Origin of the sequence: Agrobacterium rosae (genome assembly GCF_002915175.1) — a bacterium.
In the GTDB taxonomy this organism is placed as follows: domain Bacteria; phylum Pseudomonadota; class Alphaproteobacteria; order Rhizobiales; family Rhizobiaceae; genus Agrobacterium; species Agrobacterium rosae.
Genome location: NZ_NXEJ01000001.1, coordinates 429,604 through 451,641, shown reverse-complemented (window position 1 = coordinate 451,641; position 22,038 = coordinate 429,604). Strand labels below are relative to the sequence as shown.

General features: G+C 57.2%; 24 protein-coding genes, 1 tRNA gene and 1 pseudogene. 9 read left to right on the top strand and 17 right to left on the bottom strand.

The window, feature by feature from the left end; genetic code table 11:
• Positions 1–54: 54 nt before the first annotated feature.
• From CPJ18_RS02365 to CPJ18_RS02315, 10 genes and pseudogenes are all read right to left on the bottom strand, one after another.
• Positions 55–441 carry a hypothetical protein gene (locus CPJ18_RS02365; protein WP_103656828.1) on the bottom strand — a complete coding sequence of 129 codons (387 nt, stop codon included), beginning with the start codon at positions 439–441 and terminating at the stop codon, positions 55–57.
• Position 442: 1 nt separating this feature from the next.
• A pseudogene (locus tag CPJ18_RS27085) lies at positions 443–961 on the bottom strand (3'-5' exonuclease).
• Positions 962–972: 11 nt separating this feature from the next.
• Positions 973–1,212, bottom strand: a complete 240-nt coding sequence (locus CPJ18_RS02350) for an acyl carrier protein (RefSeq protein ID WP_103656825.1) — start codon at positions 1,210–1,212, stop codon at positions 973–975.
• Between the two features lie 57 nt (positions 1,213–1,269).
• Positions 1,270–1,845, bottom strand: coding sequence for a DUF669 domain-containing protein (locus CPJ18_RS02345; RefSeq protein WP_103656824.1), 576 nt, complete (start codon positions 1,843–1,845; stop codon positions 1,270–1,272).
• Positions 1,846–2,177: 332 nt separating this feature from the next.
• Positions 2,178–2,999: an AAA family ATPase gene (locus tag CPJ18_RS02340; RefSeq protein WP_103656823.1), complete on the bottom strand. Its 822-nt coding sequence runs from the start codon at positions 2,997–2,999 to the stop codon at positions 2,178–2,180.
• Positions 3,000–3,085: 86 nt separating this feature from the next.
• Complete coding sequence (locus CPJ18_RS02335) at positions 3,086–3,325, bottom strand: hypothetical protein (RefSeq protein ID WP_103656822.1); 240 nt, start codon at positions 3,323–3,325, stop codon at positions 3,086–3,088.
• Positions 3,322–3,516 (bottom strand): hypothetical protein, encoded by a 195-nt coding sequence (locus CPJ18_RS02330; RefSeq protein WP_103656821.1) that lies wholly within the window; start codon positions 3,514–3,516, stop codon positions 3,322–3,324. Before CPJ18_RS02330 ends, CPJ18_RS02335 begins: the two co-directional genes overlap by 4 nt.
• Before the next feature lie 56 nt (positions 3,517–3,572).
• Positions 3,573–4,685, bottom strand: coding sequence for a ribosomal protein L7/L12 (locus CPJ18_RS02325; protein ID WP_103656820.1), 1,113 nt, complete (start codon positions 4,683–4,685; stop codon positions 3,573–3,575).
• Positions 4,685–4,966: a hypothetical protein gene (locus tag CPJ18_RS02320; RefSeq protein ID WP_103656819.1), complete on the bottom strand. Its 282-nt coding sequence runs from the start codon at positions 4,964–4,966 to the stop codon at positions 4,685–4,687. The genes CPJ18_RS02325 and CPJ18_RS02320 overlap by 1 nt, the downstream gene beginning before the upstream one ends.
• Complete coding sequence (locus CPJ18_RS02315; protein WP_103656818.1) at positions 4,963–5,304, bottom strand: hypothetical protein; 342 nt, start codon at positions 5,302–5,304, stop codon at positions 4,963–4,965. Before CPJ18_RS02315 ends, CPJ18_RS02320 begins: the two co-directional genes overlap by 4 nt.
• Positions 5,305–5,423: 119 nt before the next feature.
• On the opposite strand from CPJ18_RS02315, the gene CPJ18_RS02310 reads away from it, so the two are divergent.
• From CPJ18_RS02310 to CPJ18_RS02280, 8 genes are all read left to right on the top strand, one after another.
• Complete coding sequence (locus tag CPJ18_RS02310) at positions 5,424–6,032, top strand: S24/S26 family peptidase (RefSeq protein ID WP_103656817.1); 609 nt, start codon at positions 5,424–5,426, stop codon at positions 6,030–6,032.
• 622 nt (positions 6,033–6,654) lie between these two features.
• The gene (locus CPJ18_RS02305; protein ID WP_103656816.1) at positions 6,655–7,365 is read left to right on the top strand and encodes a LexA family transcriptional regulator; all 711 of its coding nucleotides are present in this window, start codon (positions 6,655–6,657) and stop codon (positions 7,363–7,365) included.
• Between the two features lie 95 nt (positions 7,366–7,460).
• Positions 7,461–7,832, top strand: coding sequence for a hypothetical protein (locus CPJ18_RS02300; RefSeq protein WP_103656815.1), 372 nt, complete (start codon positions 7,461–7,463; stop codon positions 7,830–7,832).
• Positions 7,829–8,065, top strand: coding sequence for a hypothetical protein (locus CPJ18_RS02295; RefSeq protein WP_103656814.1), 237 nt, complete (start codon positions 7,829–7,831; stop codon positions 8,063–8,065). Before CPJ18_RS02300 ends, CPJ18_RS02295 begins: the two co-directional genes overlap by 4 nt.
• Positions 8,062–8,199 carry a hypothetical protein gene (locus tag CPJ18_RS26725; protein WP_167397811.1) on the top strand — a complete coding sequence of 46 codons (138 nt, stop codon included), beginning with the start codon at positions 8,062–8,064 and terminating at the stop codon, positions 8,197–8,199. Before CPJ18_RS02295 ends, CPJ18_RS26725 begins: the two co-directional genes overlap by 4 nt.
• Before the next feature lie 53 nt (positions 8,200–8,252).
• On the top strand, positions 8,253–8,468 hold the full coding sequence (locus CPJ18_RS26530; protein WP_146258636.1) for a hypothetical protein: 216 nt from the start codon (positions 8,253–8,255) through the stop codon (positions 8,466–8,468).
• Complete coding sequence (locus tag CPJ18_RS02290; protein WP_146258635.1) at positions 8,468–9,109, top strand: hypothetical protein; 642 nt, start codon at positions 8,468–8,470, stop codon at positions 9,107–9,109. The genes CPJ18_RS26530 and CPJ18_RS02290 overlap by 1 nt, the downstream gene beginning before the upstream one ends.
• 238 nt (positions 9,110–9,347) lie before the next feature.
• Entirely contained in the window at positions 9,348–10,406 is a 1,059-nt protein-coding gene (locus CPJ18_RS02280) for a tyrosine-type recombinase/integrase (RefSeq protein ID WP_103656812.1), read from the top strand.
• Between the two features lie 75 nt (positions 10,407–10,481).
• Here CPJ18_RS02280 and CPJ18_RS02275 read toward each other — a convergent pair.
• From CPJ18_RS02275 to CPJ18_RS02240, 7 genes are all read right to left on the bottom strand, one after another.
• Positions 10,482–10,557: transfer RNA gene (locus CPJ18_RS02275), tRNA-Phe, on the bottom strand.
• A 236-nt stretch (positions 10,558–10,793) separates the two neighbouring features.
• Positions 10,794–11,204 carry a hypothetical protein gene (locus tag CPJ18_RS02265; RefSeq protein ID WP_103656810.1) on the bottom strand — a complete coding sequence of 137 codons (411 nt, stop codon included), beginning with the start codon at positions 11,202–11,204 and terminating at the stop codon, positions 10,794–10,796.
• 138 nt (positions 11,205–11,342) lie between these two features.
• A complete protein-coding gene (locus tag CPJ18_RS02260) occupies positions 11,343–11,834 on the bottom strand; it encodes a histidine kinase (RefSeq protein WP_077118665.1) in 492 nt (163 codons plus the stop codon).
• Positions 11,835–12,199: 365 nt separating this feature from the next.
• Positions 12,200–14,416, bottom strand: a complete 2,217-nt coding sequence (locus CPJ18_RS02255) for an FAD-dependent oxidoreductase (protein ID WP_103656809.1) — start codon at positions 14,414–14,416, stop codon at positions 12,200–12,202.
• A 31-nt stretch (positions 14,417–14,447) separates the two neighbouring features.
• Positions 14,448–14,648, bottom strand: coding sequence for a hypothetical protein (locus CPJ18_RS02250; protein ID WP_103656808.1), 201 nt, complete (start codon positions 14,646–14,648; stop codon positions 14,448–14,450).
• Positions 14,649–14,662: 14 nt separating this feature from the next.
• Positions 14,663–15,871: an acetyl-CoA C-acetyltransferase gene (locus CPJ18_RS02245; RefSeq protein WP_103656807.1), complete on the bottom strand. Its 1,209-nt coding sequence runs from the start codon at positions 15,869–15,871 to the stop codon at positions 14,663–14,665.
• 243 nt (positions 15,872–16,114) lie between these two features.
• Positions 16,115–17,911, bottom strand: coding sequence for an acyl-CoA dehydrogenase C-terminal domain-containing protein (locus CPJ18_RS02240; protein WP_103656806.1), 1,797 nt, complete (start codon positions 17,909–17,911; stop codon positions 16,115–16,117).
• Positions 17,912–18,235: 324 nt separating this feature from the next.
• Here CPJ18_RS02240 and CPJ18_RS02235 point away from each other — a divergent pair, with 324 nt between their 5' ends.
• The gene (locus tag CPJ18_RS02235; RefSeq protein ID WP_103656805.1) at positions 18,236–21,967 is read left to right on the top strand and encodes a peptidoglycan-binding protein; all 3,732 of its coding nucleotides are present in this window, start codon (positions 18,236–18,238) and stop codon (positions 21,965–21,967) included.
• Positions 21,968–22,038: the final 71 nt, after the last annotated feature.

Here is a 22,038-nt window from a genome sequence, read left to right as displayed (position 1 = left end):
CTCCTCGGTTATGTGTGGTGGTGCCTGCCGTGGTGAGCGGCAGGCAGGGTGGTGTTAGGCCGTTGCGCCGTTGAAGAATTCCGTGTTGCGGAAGTGATCAACGCAAAATGTTTTTGGCGGAACATCGGTCAACCAATCCGCGACAGCCTTTTCTATCGCGCGCTCCAGCGAAGAGGTGTCGCCCCACGCTCCTTCATCACCATCGTCACCCCAGCAATCATAGTTATTCTCAGCCAGTTCTTCGATGATTTCAGAGACGATATTGTCCGCGTCGAAATTTGGCTTCACGACTGACTTATCAGCTTCTATCAGGACGAACGGATCGTCGCCGTATTCTGATTTTGCCTGCGCCAGCGCATCTTCGCGCGTGTCGCTTTGGCTTGTGAATATTTCAGCATCGACGCTCCCTGCGACATACCATTTGTAGTTTCTGTCACCCATGTCACGCTTCCTTCCATGCTTTGATGATGCGGTAAGCATTAACAACGCCGAGAGCCTGCGACTTCGCATCATCAAGGGCGTTGTGTGCTGTTCCGACGTCAGGCTGCGTTGCGCCCGTCAGATCGAACAAGGTGCGGCAGTCCCGTGGCGTCTTATAATGCCACGGGATGCTGATAGCGCACGCTCGATATGCGGACTCCAACAGGACAAGATCAAAGGATGGCGGCTTAGCCCAAACTCGGCTGGCCTCCACCGATTGGACGAACTGGTGCAGATCAAACAGCACCTTCGATAGATGCTGATCGCCAGAGAATGCCGCCTTTCGCGCATCCTCCGACTACTCCATCCACCATTTCAGGGTGGAAACATCAATCGTCAAACCCATGTCGACTGCAGACTGAGGCTCAACCGCAGCATAGAATCCTTCGCCAAACTCTCCTGTCTCGGCATTGAAAGTCACAGCGCCGACGCTCAGGATGACGCTTCCTGGCGCAGTGCCAAGCGTTTCTATATCGATCATTAAATCGAGCATCACTTCGCCCCCAACTGCGTATCGATAACCTTCACGAGGTCGCCGAGAGTGAAGCTGGCCTCAATCTGCTCGTCGCTGACTTCAATCTCAAAATCGTTCTCGATTTCAATCGCCAGCTCGACTTCGTCGAGGCTGTCTAGCCCGAGATCGTCGACAAGGCTGGCCTCCGGCGTGATTCGATCCGCATCGACGCCGAAGTTTTCGACGATGATGCCTTTCAGTTTTTCAAAAGTGCTCATGGTGTCTCCTCTTGTGGTGAAGTAGCGGGCCGCTGGTCACAGCCCGCAGTGGTGTGGTTACTTGCCCCAGGGTCGGCGTGTCGTACCGGCAGCTGCGGAGGCAGGCTTGTTGTCGTTGCTGGCGGCAGTGCGGCGGTTGTCGTTGGCTGCGGCTGGGGCGGCTTCGACTTTTGGCTCAGGCAGGTTGCCTTCATCAGGGTAGTAGTACTTCTTCAGCTCGTTGCGAGCGGCGTACTTCGGCGTGCCGTCGGCGTTCTTATCCTTGCTGTCCTTGCCCATGCCGATGCGGGCGAAGAATGAGATGAAGTGCAATTCATCGGAATCTTCTGGTGCCTCTGTAAGGCCGAGCGCGCGCAGAAGGCAGGCAAACTGGCGCTGTCCGATTTCCTGGGTCTGGGGATTCGGATGCTGGAGATTGTAGTTGTTGAAGATCTTGCGGCCCTTCAACTCTTCCGGCGCCAGCACGTCGATCGAGACGCTGAGGTTGATCGCGTGATCGCGAGTGCCTTCGTTCTTCTCCTTGATTTCTGAACCGCTGATTTCCAGCTGGTAATCGCCGTTCGGCAGGTTCGTAAAATCGCGCTGCTGCGTGTTCTCTTCGGTCGCTTCAACTCTGATGCCAATCTTGGCCATGCGTAGTCTCCTTGTGGTGTGGTGGTTAGCGAAGGTAATAGCGGAAAGGCCCGCTACCGAATTGCGTCGATTCCTGATCGCGCCAGACATGTGTGAGCCAGACCCAAATCAGCTGGCCTGAGCGTGTGCGTGCTTTTACCGGATGCCACGCAAACCACGATTCGCCGCGGAACATGGTCAAAAGAAACCTCCCGCATACAATAGGCCAGCGCCGATGCCCGTGCCGATTAAGGTTTGCCAAACACTGTATGACCCACGGCTCTCACCGTGCTTTACTGCGCTAATTGCTACGCCTGCAGCGGCGAGAGCGATCCAAGTGATCTGAGGCCAGTTCATGCCGCCACCTCTTGTTCATCAGGCTCGTCGGCAATCTGAGCGGTGACGACATCTGGCTGCGGAGGGAAGTACGCGTTCAGCGCCGCAAAACCTTGCCCCTGTTTGTATTCGAGAATGGGCTTAGCAATCTGGTACCGGTTGCCAGCGATGAAGCCTGGCCGTTCCTGCACAGCGATGTTGACCTCGCCGCCGCCCTGCCCGCGTTTCGCAGTTTTCTTGAAGCCAAGATCTTCCTTGGCGATCGACACGCGCTGATGCAGGAAGCCAATAAGGTCGGAGGCATCGCAGATCGCGCTACCCGCGTCATCGCGCAGGTTGAGCATGTAGCGAGGGTAGCTGTCGGTCGTCACGCCCGGTACCGTCTTTGCCTTCACGTGCGAGATGAGTACGACGTAGTATCCGGCCTTTTTCAGCTTCAGCAGAAGCTTGATAAATTCCAGCCAGACCGAGTGGGCCGCCGCGTACCCCCTGCCGAATCCTGGCTCTTCGATGTCGGCCCAACCGTTTCTGGCGCAGGCCTCGGCATTGACGAAAACTTCCATGCCATCGAGGGCATCGAGAACGAACGTGCGCCGATCGTGTTCGGCCTCCAGGATGTAGGTGATTTGGTCGACGACATCTTCGTAGGTCTCTGAAACGCCGAAAGACTTCATTGGCGCGCCTGCGCTCTGTCTCTCGCCTTCGCCGGTGCGGCAATAGTATGGAGCCGGCCATTCAGACGCCAATGTCGTCTTGCCTAGCTTTGCGCCGCCATACAGCGTGGTGATCGGCGGATCAGTGTCCGAAGTGTCCTTCAGTTCATCCCATTTGATAGCCATAAGGCCTCCTCAGTGGTGCGTGGTGAAAATGATTGCTGCGATGTAGGCAGCAGCTGCAAAGACGATCAGCCACTGCCAGTTTGCGATCAGCGAGCGTAGAGGATGCAAAACAGCCACCAGAATCCGCCGAGTACGGCGATTGCCACGATCGCCAACGGGAACAGCATGATGAGGCCGATTGCCACTACCGCTGTGAGGGCGGCTAATGCACCGCGCTTTAATCCGCGACGGACGTACTTGCGCGGCGTTGGTGTGACCGGCACGTAATCGATGGGTGGCGTGGTGGATTCGGTGTACCAAGGGGATTGGGGGTTGGGAGAGGTCATCCCTCCGCCCTCCCCTTGACCGCACGATGATAGCTCACAGGCGAGCCACTCACCCACGTGCCTTCGAACTTGCGCGCCGTGCGCTTGGCTTCGGCCTTCTGCGCAGCGGTGCGGTAAGGCTTTCGATTGAGCATGTTGATTTTGCCGGTGCGCGTAAGCCCGGTCTGATGCGCAAGGTGCGCCTGTCTCATGGTTGTCTCCTCGTTGTGGTGAAGTGCGGCTGGTTGGTGGCCAGCCGCTTTGGTGGTTAGGCTGCGTCGAGGAAGTACTCGACTGCATCCTTGGCAGACTTCAGGCCCATGCCGGTGATGCTGCGCAATTCCTTGATGGCGTCTATCTTGAGGCCCAGAACCGCAAGGTTCTGCCACTTGTGGTCATAGACCGTCGTGGCTTCCTCGTGCGTCGTGGTCAAAGTGAACACGCCGAACTGCTGGCCTTTGTGTTTTGCGGCGAGGTGCTTGGCTTCCTTCTCGGCTGCGCCGGTGGAAGTGTGGACATGCGGCGTTGAGGATGGCTTGGGCTGGCCGTTTTCGATGAGGGCGACGATGGTGGTGGTGGTGGGTGTGGCTGCCAACGTCAACTCGGCGTCAATGAAAGAAAACGAGCCGCTGTTGTCGAGCTTAACCGTATACTCCCCGACGCCGTGCACGATCTCTACAATTCCGGATTGACCGATTTTGCTTATCAAGTACGGCCGATTTCCAGTCACATCGACCCGATCACCAACCTTGAACTTCGGCTGCGCGTTGTCGTTGCTGGCTTTCGCCTTGGCGGCAGGCTCGTCGATCCATTCGGCGATGAGGTCTGGACTGTCGCTTGCGCCCTTAAAATAAGAGCCGCCGTCTGTTTTCCACAGACCCCCGCAGAGTAGGTCAGAAGACTTGAAGCAATCCTGTTCATCAGGCCAAGCCGCCATCGGCCCGACCTTACGGCCATCGCGCGTCTTGTAGAACTTGCCTGCCTTGATCTTTAGGGTGGCGGGCTGTTCTGGTGTGGCGGTGGTGGAGAGGAATGGTTCGAGGTCTCGGACGTAGAATCCGCCTGGCTTGCCAGCGAACTGACCTGTTTTCATCGAGACAATAAATATGAAATTGCGGATTTCAGTGACCTCTTCAACACCAGCCCACTGATTATTTGCATCAATCGTGACCCGCACCCGCTCGCCGACGCGCGGCTGCCAAGGTTCGTAATTCTGCGCGATACCCTCGTGACCATTCGTGAAAATTATGTCGTTGGTGCCGCCGCGAAACTTCAAATCTGAAACCTGACCAACAAAGCCAGATTCATGATTACCAGCGCTCGTATGAAGCGAGCTACCGCTAGTTCTGCGAACGAAATCACCCTTCTTAAACTCACCCATCACGCTACTCCCTCTGTTGGTGTTTCGGCGGTCAAAACCTGCCTTTTTTTGAAGTCCACACGCACGACGTTGGTGTCGTCGTCTTCCTTCGCGGGTGGCTGGCCATGTGGATCGTGCTCGATCTCGACTGAGTGCCACCAGATCGTTGATGCGCCGTCTGCCAAGCGAACGAGATACTCGCCGCCCCAGTCACGTTCGCCGATAACGAGGCCGGTCAAATTTGGATTTTGCTTGTTGCGGACCTCGTCACCGAAGTCGAAGAAATAGCACTCGCAGCTCATGCCGCCACCCCGCGCAACGCATACTCGTTGATCGCCATCCCGGCCTGCAGGTCGGCATCGTTGTCGTTGGCAGCAGTGACAACGCGCGGCAGAGAAACTGGCATAAGGCCAGACAGGGTGGAGCAACCGCCGTTTCGGGCTGCCATGTGTGTCGTGCGGTTCGAGTTGTTGTCGTTGGCCGGCCCCGGCAATCTTGCGGACAGGCCATACGCACGGCGCAGTCGCTGGTATGCAGCCATTGGCTTTACGTTGTATCTGGTGGCGATATCTGCGACGCTTTCACCGTTCTCACGGCGCACGTGCATATCCGCCAGCATCGTGCTGGTGATCATTGTCATGTAGTCTCCTCGTGTGGTGTCTTCTGGGTGGTGACCGGCTTGTGGTTGACAAGGCGGGTGGATTATGAAACTAAACTCTTTTTACAAATTTGTCAAGGTTTTGTCCGTAGCGGGGTTGTATGCCTGAGGTAAAGTCACAGCTCTTGCAGTCGATACTGAAAGAGCAAAAGCGAAGAGGCGTGAAGGATCGCGCCGTCTACGAAGAATTAGGCGTACCTCAGCAAACCTTTAGCACCTGGAAACGTGGTGCCGTTCCCAGACCTGTGATTTACCCCAAGATCGCTGCATTCCTTGGCATTCCTGAGACAGAAGTCGCCGACATGGCGAGAGAGGCCAGTCAGGCCGAGAGCCCGAACAAGATATCGGGATTTGTCGCCGCTCGCGTTTACGGCTCCATGTCGGATCGCAAAGACGGCAAGTGGAAGTTTCAGCCTATCAACGATGGCCGTAAGCGGATCCCCGAGGGCCGTTATGCTATCGTGATCGACACGAAGGTTATGGAGCCTATCTTTCACGTCGGCGTAAAAGCTTGGCTTGATCCTTCGCGATGGCCCTCCCCCGGCGACGATATTATGGCTCACTCCGGCGGCTACGCTTGGATCGGTCGCTTTGAGTCTATGAGCAATGGCGGAGTTCAGCTGGCCCGTTACAACGGCGTACCGGTCGAGGTGAAGAACGTTGAGGCCATCCATGTCATTATCCTTTCAGAGCGAGTGGTCACGGCATGATGGGCTGGTCTCCCAAAATACTTGTTGACCATTTACACAAATTTGTGTAGATAGCAGTCGTCCGATGTGGTGTCGGATATGGAACGCGTGCTTTGATCCCGCCTTACGGCGAAGGTCTCCTCGGCGCGTTAGTACGGAGAAGGGGCGGACTACGGGTGGTGCCGGGTCATTACGCCCCTTTTCGTTTTCTGAGGAACGACGAAAACGCCACAAGCTTTCGCCGGTGACGTTCGGGTATCCAGAATGTGGTTTGCGATGTTTCTCATTTCGGCCTCCCCTTTTTTAGCGTTCCTATAAAATGCAAAATGGCCCGCATCCCTGCGAGCCTATCAAGGCGGCCCCGTCATTGGCCGCCATCTTCTTCTGGGCGCGGGAGCCTCATGCTCCCGTCTTCTTCTTGCGATCATCGCTTGGGTCGACGCTCTTCTTCTTTCGTAGTCCGTTTCGTGGGTATTTTCGAAAAGGTCTTGTTTCATTTCATTCCTCATTATGATCGATTGGCCGGTGGGAGGCCTCAGTCACCGGTAATCGCCGCTGACAATCACAAACTACCGTTTTACCGGTTTAGTGTCAACTCTAAACCGGTTTTATTTTTGAGATTATTTCCGTTATACCGGTAAACATGGAAAAGCTGAGTGACATCATACGCATAAAACGAAAAGAGATGGGCTTGACGCAGAAGGCGTTCGGCAACCTTTTTGGCGTGCAGCAGACAACCATCTCCGATTGGGAGAAGGGAAAGATCAGCATGATGCGCAATTGGCAGAAACTGGCCAAAGAACTGGGTCTATCCGAGTCGGACTTCCTCGACCTTATGGCCGAAGCAACTGCAGAATCAGAAAAGCAGGAACGCATGATTCCCGCACTTCGGCAGGCCATGGGACCAATGGGTACTGCGACAGCTAAAATATTTGCCGCTCCTAAACCGCCATCTGGGGAGCGTGACGTGCCTATATTGGGCAGGTCAAAGGGAGGGTCAGAGGGTGAGTTTGAGTTCAATGGACAAGTCATGGGTTGGGAATGGAGGCCACCTCACTTAGTTGGAGTGAGTGAAGCATACGCGACATACGTGGACGGCGAGAGCATGTATCCTCGGTATAAACCTGGCGAAACGGTGTGGACTAACCCGCCGAAGAGCTACGCTCGTGGCGATGACGTGATTGTTCAACTCGCGCCGAAGGAAGAGGACGGCGTTCCGCGCGGCTTCATCAAAGAGTTTGTGCGATGGGAGCCGAGCTTCTTGGTCGTGTTTCAGTTCAATCCTCCCGAGGAGATAAAGTACCCTCGCGATCAGATCGTTTCCGTCCATAAAATCGATTACGCCCAAAAATAACGGTTTAACGCTTTAACGGTTGACGTAAATCCGATACCGGTCTATATCTCCTCTTGTACCCAGCAACCAGCTGGCCACCACAAGAGGAGACTACCATGTACAGACCAAGACCCGACGAGTTCGACGTTACCGTTGCAGCCGCAGGCGCAACTGCCCAGTCCGATGAGCGCATGCTGCGCCCAGACCACAAGGCCAAGAAACACGGCCGCCCTAAGACGAAATACGAGTACATGCGCCGCTTTCCCAAGAAGCCGCGCAACGGCGAGGAAGTCGGCGGTGGCCACTTCGTAATGCGCCGTGGCGACAGCACTGGACGCATTCGTCCCTGCATGTGGCCCTTTGAGCATCCCTCCTATGATTCCGCGCTGACGGAAGCCGCTCGCCTATTTCATGAGCATGGCGGCACCTACGACATTCTCTCGGTCTGCGGTCAGGTCGCGCCTATGCCGCTTGAGGCTGGCGAATGAGCGGCGTTGACCTGAATATGGCCCAGTGCCTACGAGACGTCGGTCGGTTCGGCTACAACGAAATCCATAATGTCTGCTCTGGCACGGTCACCACAGTGCCGTGGGGGCTTCCCGAATGGACCGGTGTGGCATTCCTCGGATTGATAGTTGTCTCCATTGTGCTGTTCTACGTGTGGCTCAACTATCCCAAGTGGCTTTGGCAGCGCCGTATGAAGCGGGAGGGCCGCCTATGACCGCTTCAGCCACTCCAGCTCTACTGACTGTCCAGCAAATCATCCTTTTCGAGCACAAACAGCTGATGCAGGACATTGCCGGTTTTCTGGCGATCTCGCTTTTCATTACGGCCTTGCTGATCTGGGCTTACTAGCCCGAAGTCCCTACCAAAGCACCACCACCACCGCCACACCACAGGAGACCACCATGAGAAGAGAACCCTACAAAGCCACGTCCTACACCCCTCCTCCGTATAACGGCGACGGCTTGGAGGTGATTGCCAACCTTCCAGCCAGCCTTTCGCCAAGCGTCGCCGATGCTGTAGCGCGCTGGCACGAGCGTCGACACACCAGCCGCAATCGCGTGATCGCTTCGGCGCTGCGCGCGCTGGTGCCAGCGAATGATAATTCGGGGAGAAGATGATGGTGATGGCAATCAAGAAGGCGCTGGAAGACCTGAACGCGCTAGTCGCCATTGTGGCCAACGATACCGGCGCGCTGGTAATGTCAGACCCAGACGAGGACAGCGTGGGATCAACGCTTGAAGGCGATTTGGAGATGACGTTCGGTCATGTCCGACGGGCTCATGCCGCGGTCGCCGACCTCGAAGCCGCCCTATCGACGGACGCGAAGCCGGTGAAGCCCGCGTCATCCGTTGCTGTGAAGACTTTGGAGTGGAAGGATATTGAGGCGTCATCACCTACGGGTCACTATCGGGTTCAACGCTTGGATGACAAATGGGAGCCGCTTCATAATGGCTATTACATGCTCCCGAGGGTGCACGGCGTCGTCATAGCTTTCGATACCCAACACGAAGCCAAAGCCCACTGCCAACAGTATCACGACGCAGCCATTCGCTCCGCCCTCTCCGCACGGGTGCAGGACGTGGCGGACACCGAGACGTATTACACGACAGAGAACAATTGGGAGAATATGTTCTTTGGCCCGGGTGCATCGACTATTGGAAACGATTTGATCTGGGACTTCGCGAAGCAGACTTGGGCGAACGCTGATTTCAAAATCACTGTAACCGCAGCACCCGCCGCCAAGCAGGTCACCCCATGACGCGAAAAGCGGGCAACGACAACTTCCCTCAGAGGCTTTTAACAAAAAGCCAAGCCGCGCAATATTGCGGCTTGGCGGTCTCGACATTTGGCGCGGCATGTCCTGTCCGGCCCATCGCTTTAGGCAACGGAGCTAGGATGCTCCGTTACGACGTGTGGGACATCGATAAATGGATAGATGGCTTCAGAGACGTCGGATCATCACCGATTTCGAAGTTCGACGAGTTGATGGAGAAATTATGACCATAGTGCGTGTTAAGGGCGTCAAACGCTATCACGAGCCCAAAACTGACAAGTGGTACGCCTATCATCGTAAGACGGGCAAGCGGATCACCGCCGAGTTTGGTTCGCCCGAGTTCTTCGTGGAGCTTGCCGCCCTTAACGCAGGCCTCACTGAAGTAAAAGCGAAGGCAGGCACTCTGGGTGCCCTCATCACGTCATATCGTAGCTCGGCAGGGTTCAAGTCACTGGCTGATCGAACGCGCTCAGACTACCAAAAGGTTTTAGACTATCTTCAAAAGCTTGCTGACTCACCTTTGACGGACCTAACCCATGGATCACTCTCTCGTCTGCGCGATAAAGTCTTCGAGCAAAAAAAGCGCAAGTTCGCCAACTACACGCTGACAGTACTATCCATTTTGTTCGAGCATGCGATCGAGATGGAGATGGCGACCGTAAATCCCGTCACGAAGGTGAAGCGAGTTCGAAAGACCAAAGACGCGGCTGAGGCAAACCGCCCTTGGACAGACTATGAGCGTGAGGAAGTCGAAGCGGCACTGCCGGATCACATGCGCTTGCCGATAGCTTTGATGATGTACTGCGGCCTTGATCCACAGGATGCACTCAGGCTGCCACGCACAGCCGTCTGTGATGGCATGATCGACACCCGCCGAGGTAAGACAGGAGTACCCGTTTGGATGCCGATGCCAGATCCTGCAAAGGACGTTCTAGTTTCTTCACCTGACCATAACGCACCCACCCTTTGCGCAAACAGCTACGGCAAGCCTTGGACATACAATGGTTTCAGCACTAGTTGGCACAGGATAAAAGTGAAGCTTGAGGAAAAAGGCGTCATTCAGCCAGGCCTAACCCTCAAGGGACTGCGGCACACAGTGGCTACCATCCTCCGTGAGATGGGCAAGGATCCAGCGACCATCGCAAACATGCTCGGACAGAAGACTGAAGCCATGGCGAAACACTATTCAAGGCGAGCCGACATGAGCAAAAACATGACGGAAACGGTCGATGCGTTTAGTGCTGAAGTGAACAGGCGACGAACGAAAGTGTCTAGAAAATAAAAAGCGACTGTCTAGAAACTTGACGCAGTAAAACTGCAAAACACCATTATATTCAACGATATCAAAGAGATAAAATGGTGCCCGAAGGCGGATTTGAACCACCGACACGCGGATTTTCAATCCGCTGCTCTACCAACTGAGCTATTCGGGCACTTCAGGTTCTTGACGAACCATCGCTTTTGGTAAGCGCCGCAGAAGCATTCTGCCCCGGAAGTGAGCGGGGTTATAACATCTTGTTCGGCCATGGCAAGCGCTTGCTTCAACTTTTTTGACAGTTTTTTGGCAGCGCTTGTGGATGGCGTAGAGGTGCTCCTCATTGCAGCGAATGTCCGACGTAAACAGCTAGGTTTAGCCGGACCACCGCTCACATCAGCAGTTCGGCTTCGCCTATTTCGATCCTGCGGTCATTCCAAGCGCGAAGGGTACTGCCGCAACCAGCAGTGCCATGATCGGCGAAGATGCAAAAATGCGTCCCGCAAGTGAGGTAATCGCGACGGAGCGGACGACTGGAAGCCAGTTGGCGACATCGCTGCTGTGACGTTGATGGGATGAGGTCGGCTGCGACACAATGGAGCGAGCGGCCTGAAGCTTTTCCACCTGTTTGCGAATGGAATCCACCTCGCCGCGGAGTTCTTGAACCTCTTTGCGCAACGACGCATCGATCGTGGCTTTTTCCGGCGACTTGGAACGGGCGGCAGGCTTGCTTGCTGTTGGCTTCACATCATCATCCAGTTGAGAAAGTTCGTCTTCAAGGTCTGACGGCTTGTCGAACCCATGGGAACGTATCGGCGCCCTCATGCAATTTTCCTCTCATGTGCAATTCTGGCCGCAAGAGTTGCGGCCAGATCGTGGATGAATTGCAAACGCAGAAGGACACAAAAGGATGCAGTGTTTTGTTCTTGAACCGATGCGGAAGATCAAAACCCGCCGAAAAGCCTACTTTGCTGGCTTCAGCGATTTTAGAATGCCGACCAGTTCCTTGCTGTGTGCATCCTGCGTGGCTTTTGTACCCCAGTAGGTCACGACCAGCATTTTGCCTTCCTTGGGAGATGCAAAGCCAAGCGAGACCTCGACCGGACCATCGGCATCCTTGCCGTCGAACTCGATGCTGCCGAATGTCATGCCGTTGATTTCGACATCGCCAGAATCGGACTTGGTCTTTTCATCGATGGTCACGCCGTTATCGGTGAGAAATTTGATGGCGTCTTCGATGACCTTGTCCATGTTCTCGTCAGTGGCGACATCTATCGAAAAATAGATGGCTGCGTCAGGCGAGGTCGCCTCGATGCCGGAAATGGTTTCCTTGGGTTCCCAGTCATCCGGGATTTTTACGGAAGCGATAGGCGCGTCGCTTGGAAATTTGAGTGTTCCGGCCTGGGCAAAAAATGGAGCAAGCACGATGGCAGCGGCGAGAATAATTCTTTTCATGGGAAATCCTTTGGGTTGAGGCGCGCTTAACCAGCAGCAAAGGTGCCTCAGCCATTGCCAAAGTGGATATAAAATAAAAATACAGCTTTATGAAACCAAATAATTGCAAGTAATGCAGAATGATATTGAGACGGTTAATGGGCGATCCCAAATTCCGTTATGTAGAATATGATAATTTTTGCTCTAACGGTCTCAACCCAAAGAATTATGCATTTATCTCGCACGTGTATTTCGTCGAAAAATGGTTGCGTCGATGTATAGTTTTGCAATCTCATAACAATCAAGCCATGGCATAACGGATACCGTCACAGCAACGCTCGTATAAAAAACAGGCCCCGAAGGGCCTGTCGTCGGTTGAGTGATCTTTATGCCGCCTTTGCGGCACTGCCGTATGGATCGAACCGCCCATAGAAGGTCTCGCCCTTGGCGGCCATGTCCTTAAGCAGCGGTGTCGGTGCGAAGTGCGGACCGTAGCTCTGGCTCAGTTTCTCCGCCAGTTCCACGAAGGTCTTCACGCCCATGCCATCGATGTAAGACAGCGCGCCACCGGTATATGGCGCAAAGCCGAAGCCGAGGATGGAGCCGACATCGGCCTCGCGCGGATCGGTGACGATGCCTTCTTCAACCGTGCGCGCTGCCTCCAGCGCGATGGTGACGAGGAAGCGCTGTTTCAGCACGTCCATGTCTACATCCTCAGGCTTCTTCTGCGCGTAAAGGTCTTTCAGGCCGGGCCAGAGAGACTTCTTGGCAGGCTTGGCCGGATAATCGTAAAAGCCCTTGGCATTCTTGCGGCCAAAGCGGCCTTCGCCTTCCACCATTTTCTTGACCAGCTCCATGTGGCGCGGATCAACCGCTTTCTCGCCCAGATCAGCGACGGTGGCCTTGAGGATCTTGTAGGAGAGGTCGATGGCGACTTCGTCGTTCAGCGCCAGCGGGCCGACCGGCATGCCGGCGAACTTCGCGGCGTTTTCGATCATGGCCGCAGGCACGCCTTCGATCAGCATGTCATAGCTTTCGGCCATGTAACGCAGCACGCAGCGATTGACGAAGAAGCCACGGGTGTCATTGACCACGATTGGCGTCTTCTTGATTTTCGCGACGTAATCCAGAGCTACTGCCAGCGCCTTGTCGCCGGTTTCCTTGCCCAAAATGACTTCCGTCAGCATCATCTTTTCGACTGGCGAGAAGAAGTGGATGCCGATGAAATCCGTCGGGCGCTTGGAGTTTTGCGCCAGGCCGGTGATGGGCAAAGTGGAGGTGTTGGAGGCGAAGATCGCACCTTCGGGGAGCACGGCTTCCACGGCTTCGATGACGGCCTTCTTCACGTCGCGGTCTTCGAACACGGCTTCGATGACGAGGTTTGCGGTTTTGAGCGAGGCGTAATCCGAGCTTGGCGTGATGCGGGCGAGGATGGCGGCACCCTCTTCCTGCGTCATGCGGCCTTTGCCAACGCTGTCCTTGACCAGACCTTCGCAGGTGGTTTTGCCCTTGGCTGCGGCTTCGTCATCGCGGTCGATGAGGGTGACATCGAGACCGGCAACGGCGGTGACGTAAGCGATAGACGCGCCCATGAAGCCCGCGCCGACGATGCCGACATGTTTCAGATCGCTCTTCGGCTGACCAGCCGGACGGCGAGCGCCCTTGCCCAGTTCCTGCATGGAAATGAACAGCGAGCGGATCATCGCAAACGCTTCTTTCGAGCGAAGGATTTCCGTGAAATAGCGCTGCTCCACCTTCAAGGCGGTGTCGAAAGGCAATTGCAGGCCTTCGTAAACGCATTTGAGAATGGCGAGCGCTGCCGGATAATTGCCAGCGCTTTCGCGGCGCAGAATGGCCGGGGCTGCGGGCCAGAGCTGCGCGGCAGCGGGCGTCCAGATGCCGCCGCCGGGGGCCTTGAAGCCTTTTTCATCCCATGGAGCAACGGGTTTCAGGCCGTCCTTGATCATCTGCTTGGCGGCGGGGATCAGTTGATCCGGCTCCACCACCTGATGCACGAGGTTCATGGACTTGGCGCGGCTGGCCGTCAGCGACTGGCCAGTCGTCATCATTTGAAGCGCGGATTGCGCATCGGTCAGGCGCGACACGCGCTGCGTGCCACCGGCACCGGGGAAAATGCCAACCTTGATTTCCGGCAGCGCCAGCTTGACGCTCTTGGCGTTGGAGGCCACGCGACCGTGGCAGGCCAGCGAAAGTTCCAGCGCGCCGCCCATGCAGGTGCCGTTGATGGCGGAAACCCATGGCTTGCCGTTGGTCTCGATCTTGCGGAACAGGCCGTTCATCTTGCCGACGAGATCGAACAGCTTCTTGGACGCTTCATCCGGGTTCTTCGCCTTCTCTTCATTGTAGAAGGAGAACATGGACTTGATCATCGACAGGTCTGCGCCGCCGGAAAAGCTGCTCTTACCTGACGTGAAGACCACGCCCTTGACAGCCGCGTCTGCAACGGTTGCGTCAACAATCGCGTTCAGCTCTTCCATGACCTCCGCCGTAAAGACGTTCATGGATTTTTCCGGCATATCCCAGGTAACGAGGGCAATGCCGTCTGCGTCTGTTTCGACCGTGAAATTGGTGTAAGTGCTCATAGTGGGATTCCTCTTCCCTGAATTTCTTGTGCTAACCGAAGACGCCGAGCAGGTAGCAAAGCAGGAGGACAAGCAGAGCAAGAACGATAATCAGTCCTCGTCTCTCTGCTTTCATCCGCGCTTGGCCTTCGGCGGTCGTAACGCGACCGGCTGCTTCAGCAGCCTCGGCCATGTCCTTGTCGAGTTGCCTCGTCTGGAAGTGACGCTTCGTCTCGTTTTGATGGCCCGCCATGCTCGTTGCCCCAATCAAACCCGCTCGATAACCGTTGCCGTGCCCATGCCCGCACCGATGCAGAGCGTGACCAGTGCGGTGTTGAGATCGCGGCGTTCCAGTTCGTCCAGAACCGTGCCGAGGATCATCGCGCCGGTGGCACCCAGTGGGTGGCCCATGGCAATCGCGCCGCCGTTGACGTTCATCTTGTCGTGGCTGATGTCGAAGGCCTGGAGGTAACGCAGCACGACGGCGGCGAAGGCTTCGTTGAGTTCGAAGAGGTCGATATCGGCAATCGACATGCCGGTTTTCGCCAGCAGCTTTTCGGTGACGTCAACCGGTCCGGTCAGCATCAGTGCCGGGTCGGAACCTATATTGGCAAAGGAGCGGATGCGGGCGCGGGGTTTCAGGCCCATGCTCTCGCCGCCAGCCTTGGAGCCGACGAGAACGGCAGCGGCACCATCGACGATGCCGGAAGAATTGCCCGCATGGTGGACATAGTTGATGCGCTCCACTTCCGGGTGGGCCATGATGCCGACGGCTTCGAAGCCGCCCATTTCGCCCGGCATCTGGAAGGATGCGTTGAGCGATGCGAGCGCCTGCATGTCCGTGCCGGGGCGCATATGCTCGTCGCGATCCAGAATGGTGATGCCGTTCTGGTCTTTGACCGGGATGACGGAGTTCTTGAAGTAGCCGTTTTCCCAGGCGTGCGCCGCACGCTTCTGGCTTTCCACGGCAAAGGCATCCACGTCATCGCGGCTGAAGCCGTATTTGGTGGCGATTAGATCGGCGGATACGCCCTGCGGCATGAAGTAAGCGGGGAAGCTTACGGAAGGGTCCATGTACCAGGCACCGCCGGACATGCCCATGCCGACGCGCGACATGCTTTCCACACCGCCTGCGATGACGATCTCATCGGCACCGGCTGCGATCTTTCCGGCAGCGAAGTTGATGGCATCGAGACCCGACGCGCAGAAGCGCGAAATCTGCATGCCCGGCGCCTTGGTGGAATAACCGGCCTCAAACGCCGCACCCTTGGCGATGACGGCCCCGGCATCCATGACCGGATCGACGCAGCCCATGATGATGTCATCGACGGTGGATGTGTCGAGCCCGTTGCGATCGCGGATGGCTTCCAGCGTCTTGGCGGCGAGGCGAACGGACGGCACTTCGTGCAGCGAACCATCCTTCTTGCCGCGTCCGCGCGGTGTGCGGACGTGGTCGTAGATGTATACGTCAGTCATGTCTCATCTCCCTGTCGGCGCGCGAGCGCCAAATATGATCGGCGTTGTCGCCGTATGGTTTCTTCTCCCCGAGGGGGAGAAGGTGGCCCGAAGGGTCGGATGAGGGGGCAAGGGTCGATGGGTAAGGAGAACTCGCCCCCTCATCCCGCTGCCGCGACCTTCTCCCCGGCGGGGAGAAGAGACCAAGGCGCTCCCTCTCAATCCAAAAGTAACCGCCCTCACAAAGAGGTAGAAATTTTCTGCTCAAAACGCCTCAGCAGCCAATTCCATCATCGTATCGGCACCAGCCTCAATACGAATCTTGCGAACCGCCGTTTCCGGCAGAATACGCTCCATATAGAACTTCGCCGTGACAAGCTTTGTCTTGAGATACTGCTCGTCCGACGCAGAACCCGAAGACAATGCCGCCTGCGCGGCCTTTGCCATGCGTGCCTGCATGTAACCCAGCACGACGAGGCCGAAGAGGTGCATGTAGTCGGTGGAACCGGCACCGGCATTGTCGGGCTTGGCCATGGCGTGTTGCATGAACCACATGGTGGCGGCTTGCAGGTCGTTCAGGCCTTTCTTTAGACCCTTGGTGTAAAGCGAAAGGCTCTCGTCAGTGCGGTTTTCCTCGCAGAAATCACCGATTTCCTTGAACAGCGCCATGACTGCGCGGCCGCCATTGAGGCCGAGCTTGCGGCCGACGAGATCGAGCGCCTGAATGCCGTTAGCACCTTCATAGATCATGGTAATGCGGGCATCGCGAACATACTGGCTCATGCCGTGTTCTTCGATATAGCCGTGACCGCCAAACACCTGCTGCGCCATGACGGCGTGGTCGAAGCCCTTGTCGGTCAGCACACCCTTGAGGATTGGCGTCACGAGGCCGAGCAGATCGTCTGCGGCCTGGCGTTCCTTCTCATCGGTCGCGCGGTGGGCGATATCAGATTGCAGCGCAGTCCAGAGCAGGAAGGCGCGGCCAGCTTCGTTATAGGCCTTGATGGTCATCAGCGTGCGACGAATGTCCGGGTGCACGATGATCGGATCGGCCTTCTTGTCCGGGGCCTTCGCACCCGAGAGAGAACGACCCTGAATGCGTTCGCGAGCATATTCCACGGCGTTCTGGTAAGCGATTTCACCAACCGACAGGCCCTGAAGACCAACGCCGAGACGGGCTTCGTTCATCATCACGAACATGGCCGAAAGGCCCTTGTTCTCTGCGCCCAGCAGATAACCCGTCGCACCATCATAATTCATGACGCAGGTTGAATTGCCGTGGATGCCCATCTTGTGTTCCAGCGCACCACAGATGACACCGTTGCGCGCACCCAGAGAACCGTCGTCATTGACGAGGAACTTCGGCACGATGAACAGCGAGATGCCCTTGGTTCCCTCGGGCGCGCCTTCAATACGGGCGATGACAAGATGCACGATATTGTCGGTCATCGAGTGTTCACCGGCGGAGATGAAGATCTTCTGACCGGTGATCTTGTAGGAACCATCCGCCTGCGGCACGGCCTTGGTGCGCAGCAGTCCGAGATCTGTACCGCAATGCGGCTCTGTCAGGTTCATGGTGCCGGACCATGTGCCCTCGACCATCTTCGGCAGATAGGTCGCCTTCTGCTCATCCGAGCCGTGAGCGAGGACAGCAGCGATCGCGCCCTGCGTGAGGCCCGGATACATCATCAGCGAGAGATTGGCGGACGACATGTATTCGCCGATGGCCGCATGCAGCGTGTAGGGAAGCCCCTGCCCGCCGAATTCCGGCGGCACGGCAAGGCCGATCCAGCCACCCGCACAATATTCGTCATAGGCTTCCTTGAAGCCATCCGGCACGGCAACGGAACCATCGGCACTACGCTTACAGCCCTGTTGGTCACCGGAAAGATTGAGCGGAAACAGGCGCTCTTCGGCAAGTTTTGCCGCCTCACCCGTAATCGCCTCGATCATGTCGGCGGTCGCATCCTCGAAACCGGGCAAATTGTTGTAGCGCTCAATGCCGAGCACATCATTCAGAATGAAAAGCGTATCTTGAACAGGGGCCTTGTAGACAGGCATTACCGATGATCCTCCGCATCGTTTGCCGGACCGCTCCGGCGTAAACATGAAGAGCACAATATTTGACGTGCGCGTAAACGTCAAATGACATTTCGCACGATTTTGACGTGTAGTCGGCAAGCTTCGCGCAAGCCAAATATTAAAGAAAGTATTAAAACAGAAATCACTAATTAACGATTTGTTAACCACATTTGGTCAATTGTTCCTGTTCAGGGACCGCGTCGAATCGTGGAGTCACTTTTAATACAAAGACCTTTGTTTCGCTCAGACCATTCGGTCAACGGGTGAAGCAAACAACCGGGCAACGATGAAGCGGGCAGGAAGATGAACGGATTGCGATCGAATTCCCATCGTCAAAACGACAGATCGTCTCTGGACGCGCTCAATCGCACCATTGAAGGACTGGAAGCCCGGATCGAGGATCTGCTGGGTGCAAAACCCGCTCGTCCCGTCTCCGATACTCACGCTCTCCGGTCCGAAAACGATCGCGCAGGATTTGAACCCGGCGCGGCAAGACCTTCCCTTAAGCCCCGGTTTGATCCCGTCAACGAAATTCGCCAGCGCCAGCAGGCGCTCGATGCCCGTTGGGAACGGCAGCAGGCAGACACGCCGCGCGGCACGGATCTGGCAGCAGAACGCGAGATGGACCGCCGCTATGTCGAGCGCGACTACCGCGCCTCGACCGCCATTCCCGCAGCTCGTCCCCGTCCTACAGCGCGTATCGAGCGCCCCGCCCCGCAGCCAGCCCAAAGCGATGCGGCCTTGCGCGAAGTGGCAGAAGCACTCGTCAGCCTCCGCCAGGAACTGAAGCACGAGATTTCCGAAGGTGTTGCCCGCGAAATGCAGGGCGTGCGGTCGGAACTGCGCAACATCCGCTCCTTTGCCGAAGATCAGGATTTCGCCGAGGATATTCGCGAGGACGTCGCACGTCTGGCCGCCAGCATAGAGCGCATGGGTGGATCACCCTCACCGGATGCTGAAGCGCTGCGCATCGAGTTCGAAGAATTGCGCAACCTCATGGACCAGGTTGCCCGCGAAGACAGCATGCACCGTATGGAGCAGCGCTTCGACACCATGGACAGCACTCTGCGCGGTTTCGACACGGCCCCGCTTCAGGAAGAAATCGTTGCCCTGGCCTACCGGCTGGACGACATCAAAAGCCAGCTTGGTTCGATGGGCGGCAATGCGAACGCCGTACGTGCGCTCGAAGAAAAGCTTCTGACCATTGCCAGCGCAGTCGAGCATCTGGGCAGGCACATGCAGCCCAACGACCAGGCTTACAGCGAGCATTTCTCTGGCCTCGACCAGCGTCTGGACGAAATCAGCCGCGCTATCGCCGCTGCCGGAAACCGCCCTGCCTCCTTCGATCCAGCCCTGGGCGAACGGTTGGAAAACCGTCTGAACACGCTCTCTGCGCAGATCGATACATTGAAGGACGACGCCTCGGAAAAGCCAACGGATGCGCTGGGCGCGCGTCTCGACGCACTGACGAGCCGGATCGAAGAGCTTTCTGCCGAACGCGGCGTGTCGCAACTCGGTGAGCGGCTCGATCAGCTTTCCCTGTTGCTGGAACGTTCGCAACGCCCATCCAACCAACCGGAACTGACATCCTTCCTGACGGATATCTCCCGCAAGATCGATGGTCTTGGCGAGGGTGCCGTCAACGACAAGCTGGCCGAACGGCTGGAAAAAATCGCGCGCCGGATCGAAGAGATCGAAACCAAGCCCGCCAAGGCCTTGTCCTACGACACTGCCTTCAAGCGTTTGGAAGATCGGTTGAGCGACATCGCCGCGAAACTGGATGAAACGAAAGCGCCTGTTGCAGCGGAAACCGCTGGCATGTCGCCCGAACTCGACCAGCGCATGGCCGCCATCGAAGAATATATGGCGTCCAGCGACGAATACATCATCGAAGCTGCACGTCAGGCGGCGGAAGCCGTTCTCGAAGCGCATGCGCGCAACAATCTGGCGCAGACCGCAAACAGCGCCGATATGGCAATCTTGACAGAGCTGGCCAACGACCTGCGCAAGCTGGAAGGTTTGAGCCGCAACACCGAAGAGCGTACGCACCGCACGTTTGAAGCACTGCATGAAACGCTGGTGCAGATTGCCGGACGCCTCGACAATCTCGATAGCCGCAACGGTTCGCGTGCTGTGGCTACCCCGGATGCCGACCGCGAATGGGCGGAGTATGATGGTGGGGCGCGGATGCCTGCCGCGACTTTTCCCGAAGAAGGATTGATTTCCAAGGATGAGCGGAGCGCTTTCGAAAGCGATGCTGCCCGTCAACTCGACACCGATACGCTGGTGCCGCCGCAAGCCGAAAGGCCCGCGGCACAGGAAAAGCGTGGCCTTTTGTCGGGCCTGACCCGTCGTTTCAAGTCCAGTGCAGCAAAGACCGAAGACGCGCCAACGGCTGAGGTTTCCGGACGCACGCAGGTCGATCCCGCGCCAGCGCTCGACCCTGTGGATGTGTTGCAGGCGGATATCGAAACCGAATTGCTGGAGCCAGGCTCCGGTGCGCCTGACATCAAGAAAATTCTGGAGCGCGTGCGTGCCAGCCAGACAGCCGCCGCCCGGGCTGGCACAGGCGAGAGCGACAACCGCGCCGACTTTATTGCCGCAGCCCGCCGCGCGGCACAGGCTGCCGCACAGGAAAGCGTGCCGGAGAGAAGCTCTGCATCGCGCCCGCAGCGCAGCAAGGCCACCGTCGAAAAGGAAGGCTCCGCCCTTTCCCGCTACCGTCGCCCGCTTCTTTTGGGCATCGGTGCCATTCTTCTGGCGATGATGGCGATGCCCGCCATCAAATCCTTCGTCGGTGGAGAAACGACACCTCCAGCCGCCGCAATCGAGCCGAAGAGCGTGGAGCCCATGTCCGCCCCGCCTGCGGCACCTGCAGAACCGGTCTCCGCCAGCGTAGCACCAGCCGTGACTGTTCCGTCTGAAAGCACGATCGACCAGAGCGCGAAGGCAGCCGGTGAACGGATGCAAGCAGATGCGGACAAGAGCGAGCATCTGATCGATACGAGGCCAATCGGCGGCGCACGGCTTCCGCAGGAAACACCGACCATCGTTGCGCCAACCGCATCGCGCAGTTCCGGTGTCGTTGAGCGCTTGCAGCCTGTCGCCGCCACGCCCGAGGTTCAACTGCCTGAGTTCAAACAGGCCGACCTGCGGGTCGCCGAGCCCGAGGCCATTGCCGTTCCGGCAGGCATCACCCCGCCATCCCTGGCCGATGCTGCCGCCAAGGGCGACAGGCAGGCACTGTTTGAAATCGGTGCACGCTATACCGATGGTCGCGGCGTCGCTGCCGATCGCGCTGAAGCTGCGAAGTGGTACAAGCTGGCGGCCGACCGGGGCTTGGCCCCTGCGCAATATCGTCTTGGCAACATGTATGAGAAGGCGAACGGCGTAGAGCGCAATCTGCCGGAAGCCAAGCGCTACTATCAGCTGGCCGCCGATCAGGGCAATGCCGGTGCCATGCACAATCTGGCCGTTCTCCTGGCCTCCGACGCCGCTGGCGCACCGGATTTCAAGGCAGCGGGTGACTGGTTCATCAAGGCTTCGAACCTCGGCGTTCGTGACAGCCAGTTCAACCTTGCCATTCTCTACGCCCGTGGCAGCGGTGTGCCGCAGAGCCTGGAAGAATCCTACAAGTGGTTCGCGATTGCCGCCCGTGATGGCGATGCGGATGCCGGCCAGAAGCGCGACGACGTGGCCAAGGCGATGCGGCCCGAACAGCTGGCTAGCGCCAAGGCCAATGTGGACGCCTGGCAGGTTACGCCGCTGAACGACGAAGCAAACTCCATCAACACACCAGCGGAATGGGCTGGCGTTGAGGAAGAGGTCAAAACCTCGTCGGTGGACATGCAGAAGGCAATCCGCAACATTCAGGCCATTCTCAACAACAATGGCTTCAAGGCGGGTGAACCGGACGGCAAGCTTGGTCGCACAACCGTGACTGCCATCAAGAACTTCCAGAAGTCCATTGGACAGGCTCCGGATGGCCGTATCACCGACGAGCTGGTCACCGCGTTGCTGGCTCGCAACAAGTAATTCGGCTCTTTGTCGATCTTTTCAAATTATCAACGTATTTGCCGTTGAATAATTGACAGCCATGCCCACCA

Excerpts from the sequence above, each read along its gene's own strand:
- CPJ18_RS02365 (WP_103656828.1), bottom strand. The coding sequence starts at position 441 with ATGGGTGACAGAAACTACAAATGGTATGTCGCAGGGAGCGTCGATGCT.
- CPJ18_RS02350 (WP_103656825.1), bottom strand. The coding sequence starts at position 1,212 with ATGAGCACTTTTGAAAAACTGAAAGGCATCATCGTCGAAAACTTCGGC.
- CPJ18_RS02345 (WP_103656824.1), bottom strand. The coding sequence starts at position 1,845 with ATGGCCAAGATTGGCATCAGAGTTGAAGCGACCGAAGAGAACACGCAG.
- CPJ18_RS02340 (WP_103656823.1), bottom strand. The coding sequence starts at position 2,999 with ATGGCTATCAAATGGGATGAACTGAAGGACACTTCGGACACTGATCCG.
- CPJ18_RS02335 (WP_103656822.1), bottom strand. The coding sequence starts at position 3,325 with ATGACCTCTCCCAACCCCCAATCCCCTTGGTACACCGAATCCACCACG.
- CPJ18_RS02330 (WP_103656821.1), bottom strand. The coding sequence starts at position 3,516 with ATGAGACAGGCGCACCTTGCGCATCAGACCGGGCTTACGCGCACCGGC.
- CPJ18_RS02325 (WP_103656820.1), bottom strand. The coding sequence starts at position 4,685 with ATGGGTGAGTTTAAGAAGGGTGATTTCGTTCGCAGAACTAGCGGTAGC.
- CPJ18_RS02320 (WP_103656819.1), bottom strand. The coding sequence starts at position 4,966 with ATGAGCTGCGAGTGCTATTTCTTCGACTTCGGTGACGAGGTCCGCAAC.
- CPJ18_RS02315 (WP_103656818.1), bottom strand. The coding sequence starts at position 5,304 with ATGACAATGATCACCAGCACGATGCTGGCGGATATGCACGTGCGCCGT.
- CPJ18_RS02310 (WP_103656817.1), top strand. The coding sequence starts at position 5,424 with ATGCCTGAGGTAAAGTCACAGCTCTTGCAGTCGATACTGAAAGAGCAA.
- CPJ18_RS02305 (WP_103656816.1), top strand. The coding sequence starts at position 6,655 with ATGGAAAAGCTGAGTGACATCATACGCATAAAACGAAAAGAGATGGGC.
- CPJ18_RS02300 (WP_103656815.1), top strand. The coding sequence starts at position 7,461 with ATGTACAGACCAAGACCCGACGAGTTCGACGTTACCGTTGCAGCCGCA.
- CPJ18_RS02295 (WP_103656814.1), top strand. The coding sequence starts at position 7,829 with ATGAGCGGCGTTGACCTGAATATGGCCCAGTGCCTACGAGACGTCGGT.
- CPJ18_RS26725 (WP_167397811.1), top strand. The coding sequence starts at position 8,062 with ATGACCGCTTCAGCCACTCCAGCTCTACTGACTGTCCAGCAAATCATC.
- CPJ18_RS26530 (WP_146258636.1), top strand. The coding sequence starts at position 8,253 with ATGAGAAGAGAACCCTACAAAGCCACGTCCTACACCCCTCCTCCGTAT.
- CPJ18_RS02290 (WP_146258635.1), top strand. The coding sequence starts at position 8,468 with ATGGTGATGGCAATCAAGAAGGCGCTGGAAGACCTGAACGCGCTAGTC.
- CPJ18_RS02280 (WP_103656812.1), top strand. The coding sequence starts at position 9,348 with ATGACCATAGTGCGTGTTAAGGGCGTCAAACGCTATCACGAGCCCAAA.
- CPJ18_RS02265 (WP_103656810.1), bottom strand. The coding sequence starts at position 11,204 with ATGAGGGCGCCGATACGTTCCCATGGGTTCGACAAGCCGTCAGACCTT.
- CPJ18_RS02260 (WP_077118665.1), bottom strand. The coding sequence starts at position 11,834 with ATGAAAAGAATTATTCTCGCCGCTGCCATCGTGCTTGCTCCATTTTTT.
- CPJ18_RS02255 (WP_103656809.1), bottom strand. The coding sequence starts at position 14,416 with ATGAGCACTTACACCAATTTCACGGTCGAAACAGACGCAGACGGCATT.
- CPJ18_RS02250 (WP_103656808.1), bottom strand. The coding sequence starts at position 14,648 with ATGGCGGGCCATCAAAACGAGACGAAGCGTCACTTCCAGACGAGGCAA.
- CPJ18_RS02245 (WP_103656807.1), bottom strand. The coding sequence starts at position 15,871 with ATGACTGACGTATACATCTACGACCACGTCCGCACACCGCGCGGACGC.
- CPJ18_RS02240 (WP_103656806.1), bottom strand. The coding sequence starts at position 17,911 with ATGCCTGTCTACAAGGCCCCTGTTCAAGATACGCTTTTCATTCTGAAT.
- CPJ18_RS02235 (WP_103656805.1), top strand. The coding sequence starts at position 18,236 with ATGAACGGATTGCGATCGAATTCCCATCGTCAAAACGACAGATCGTCT.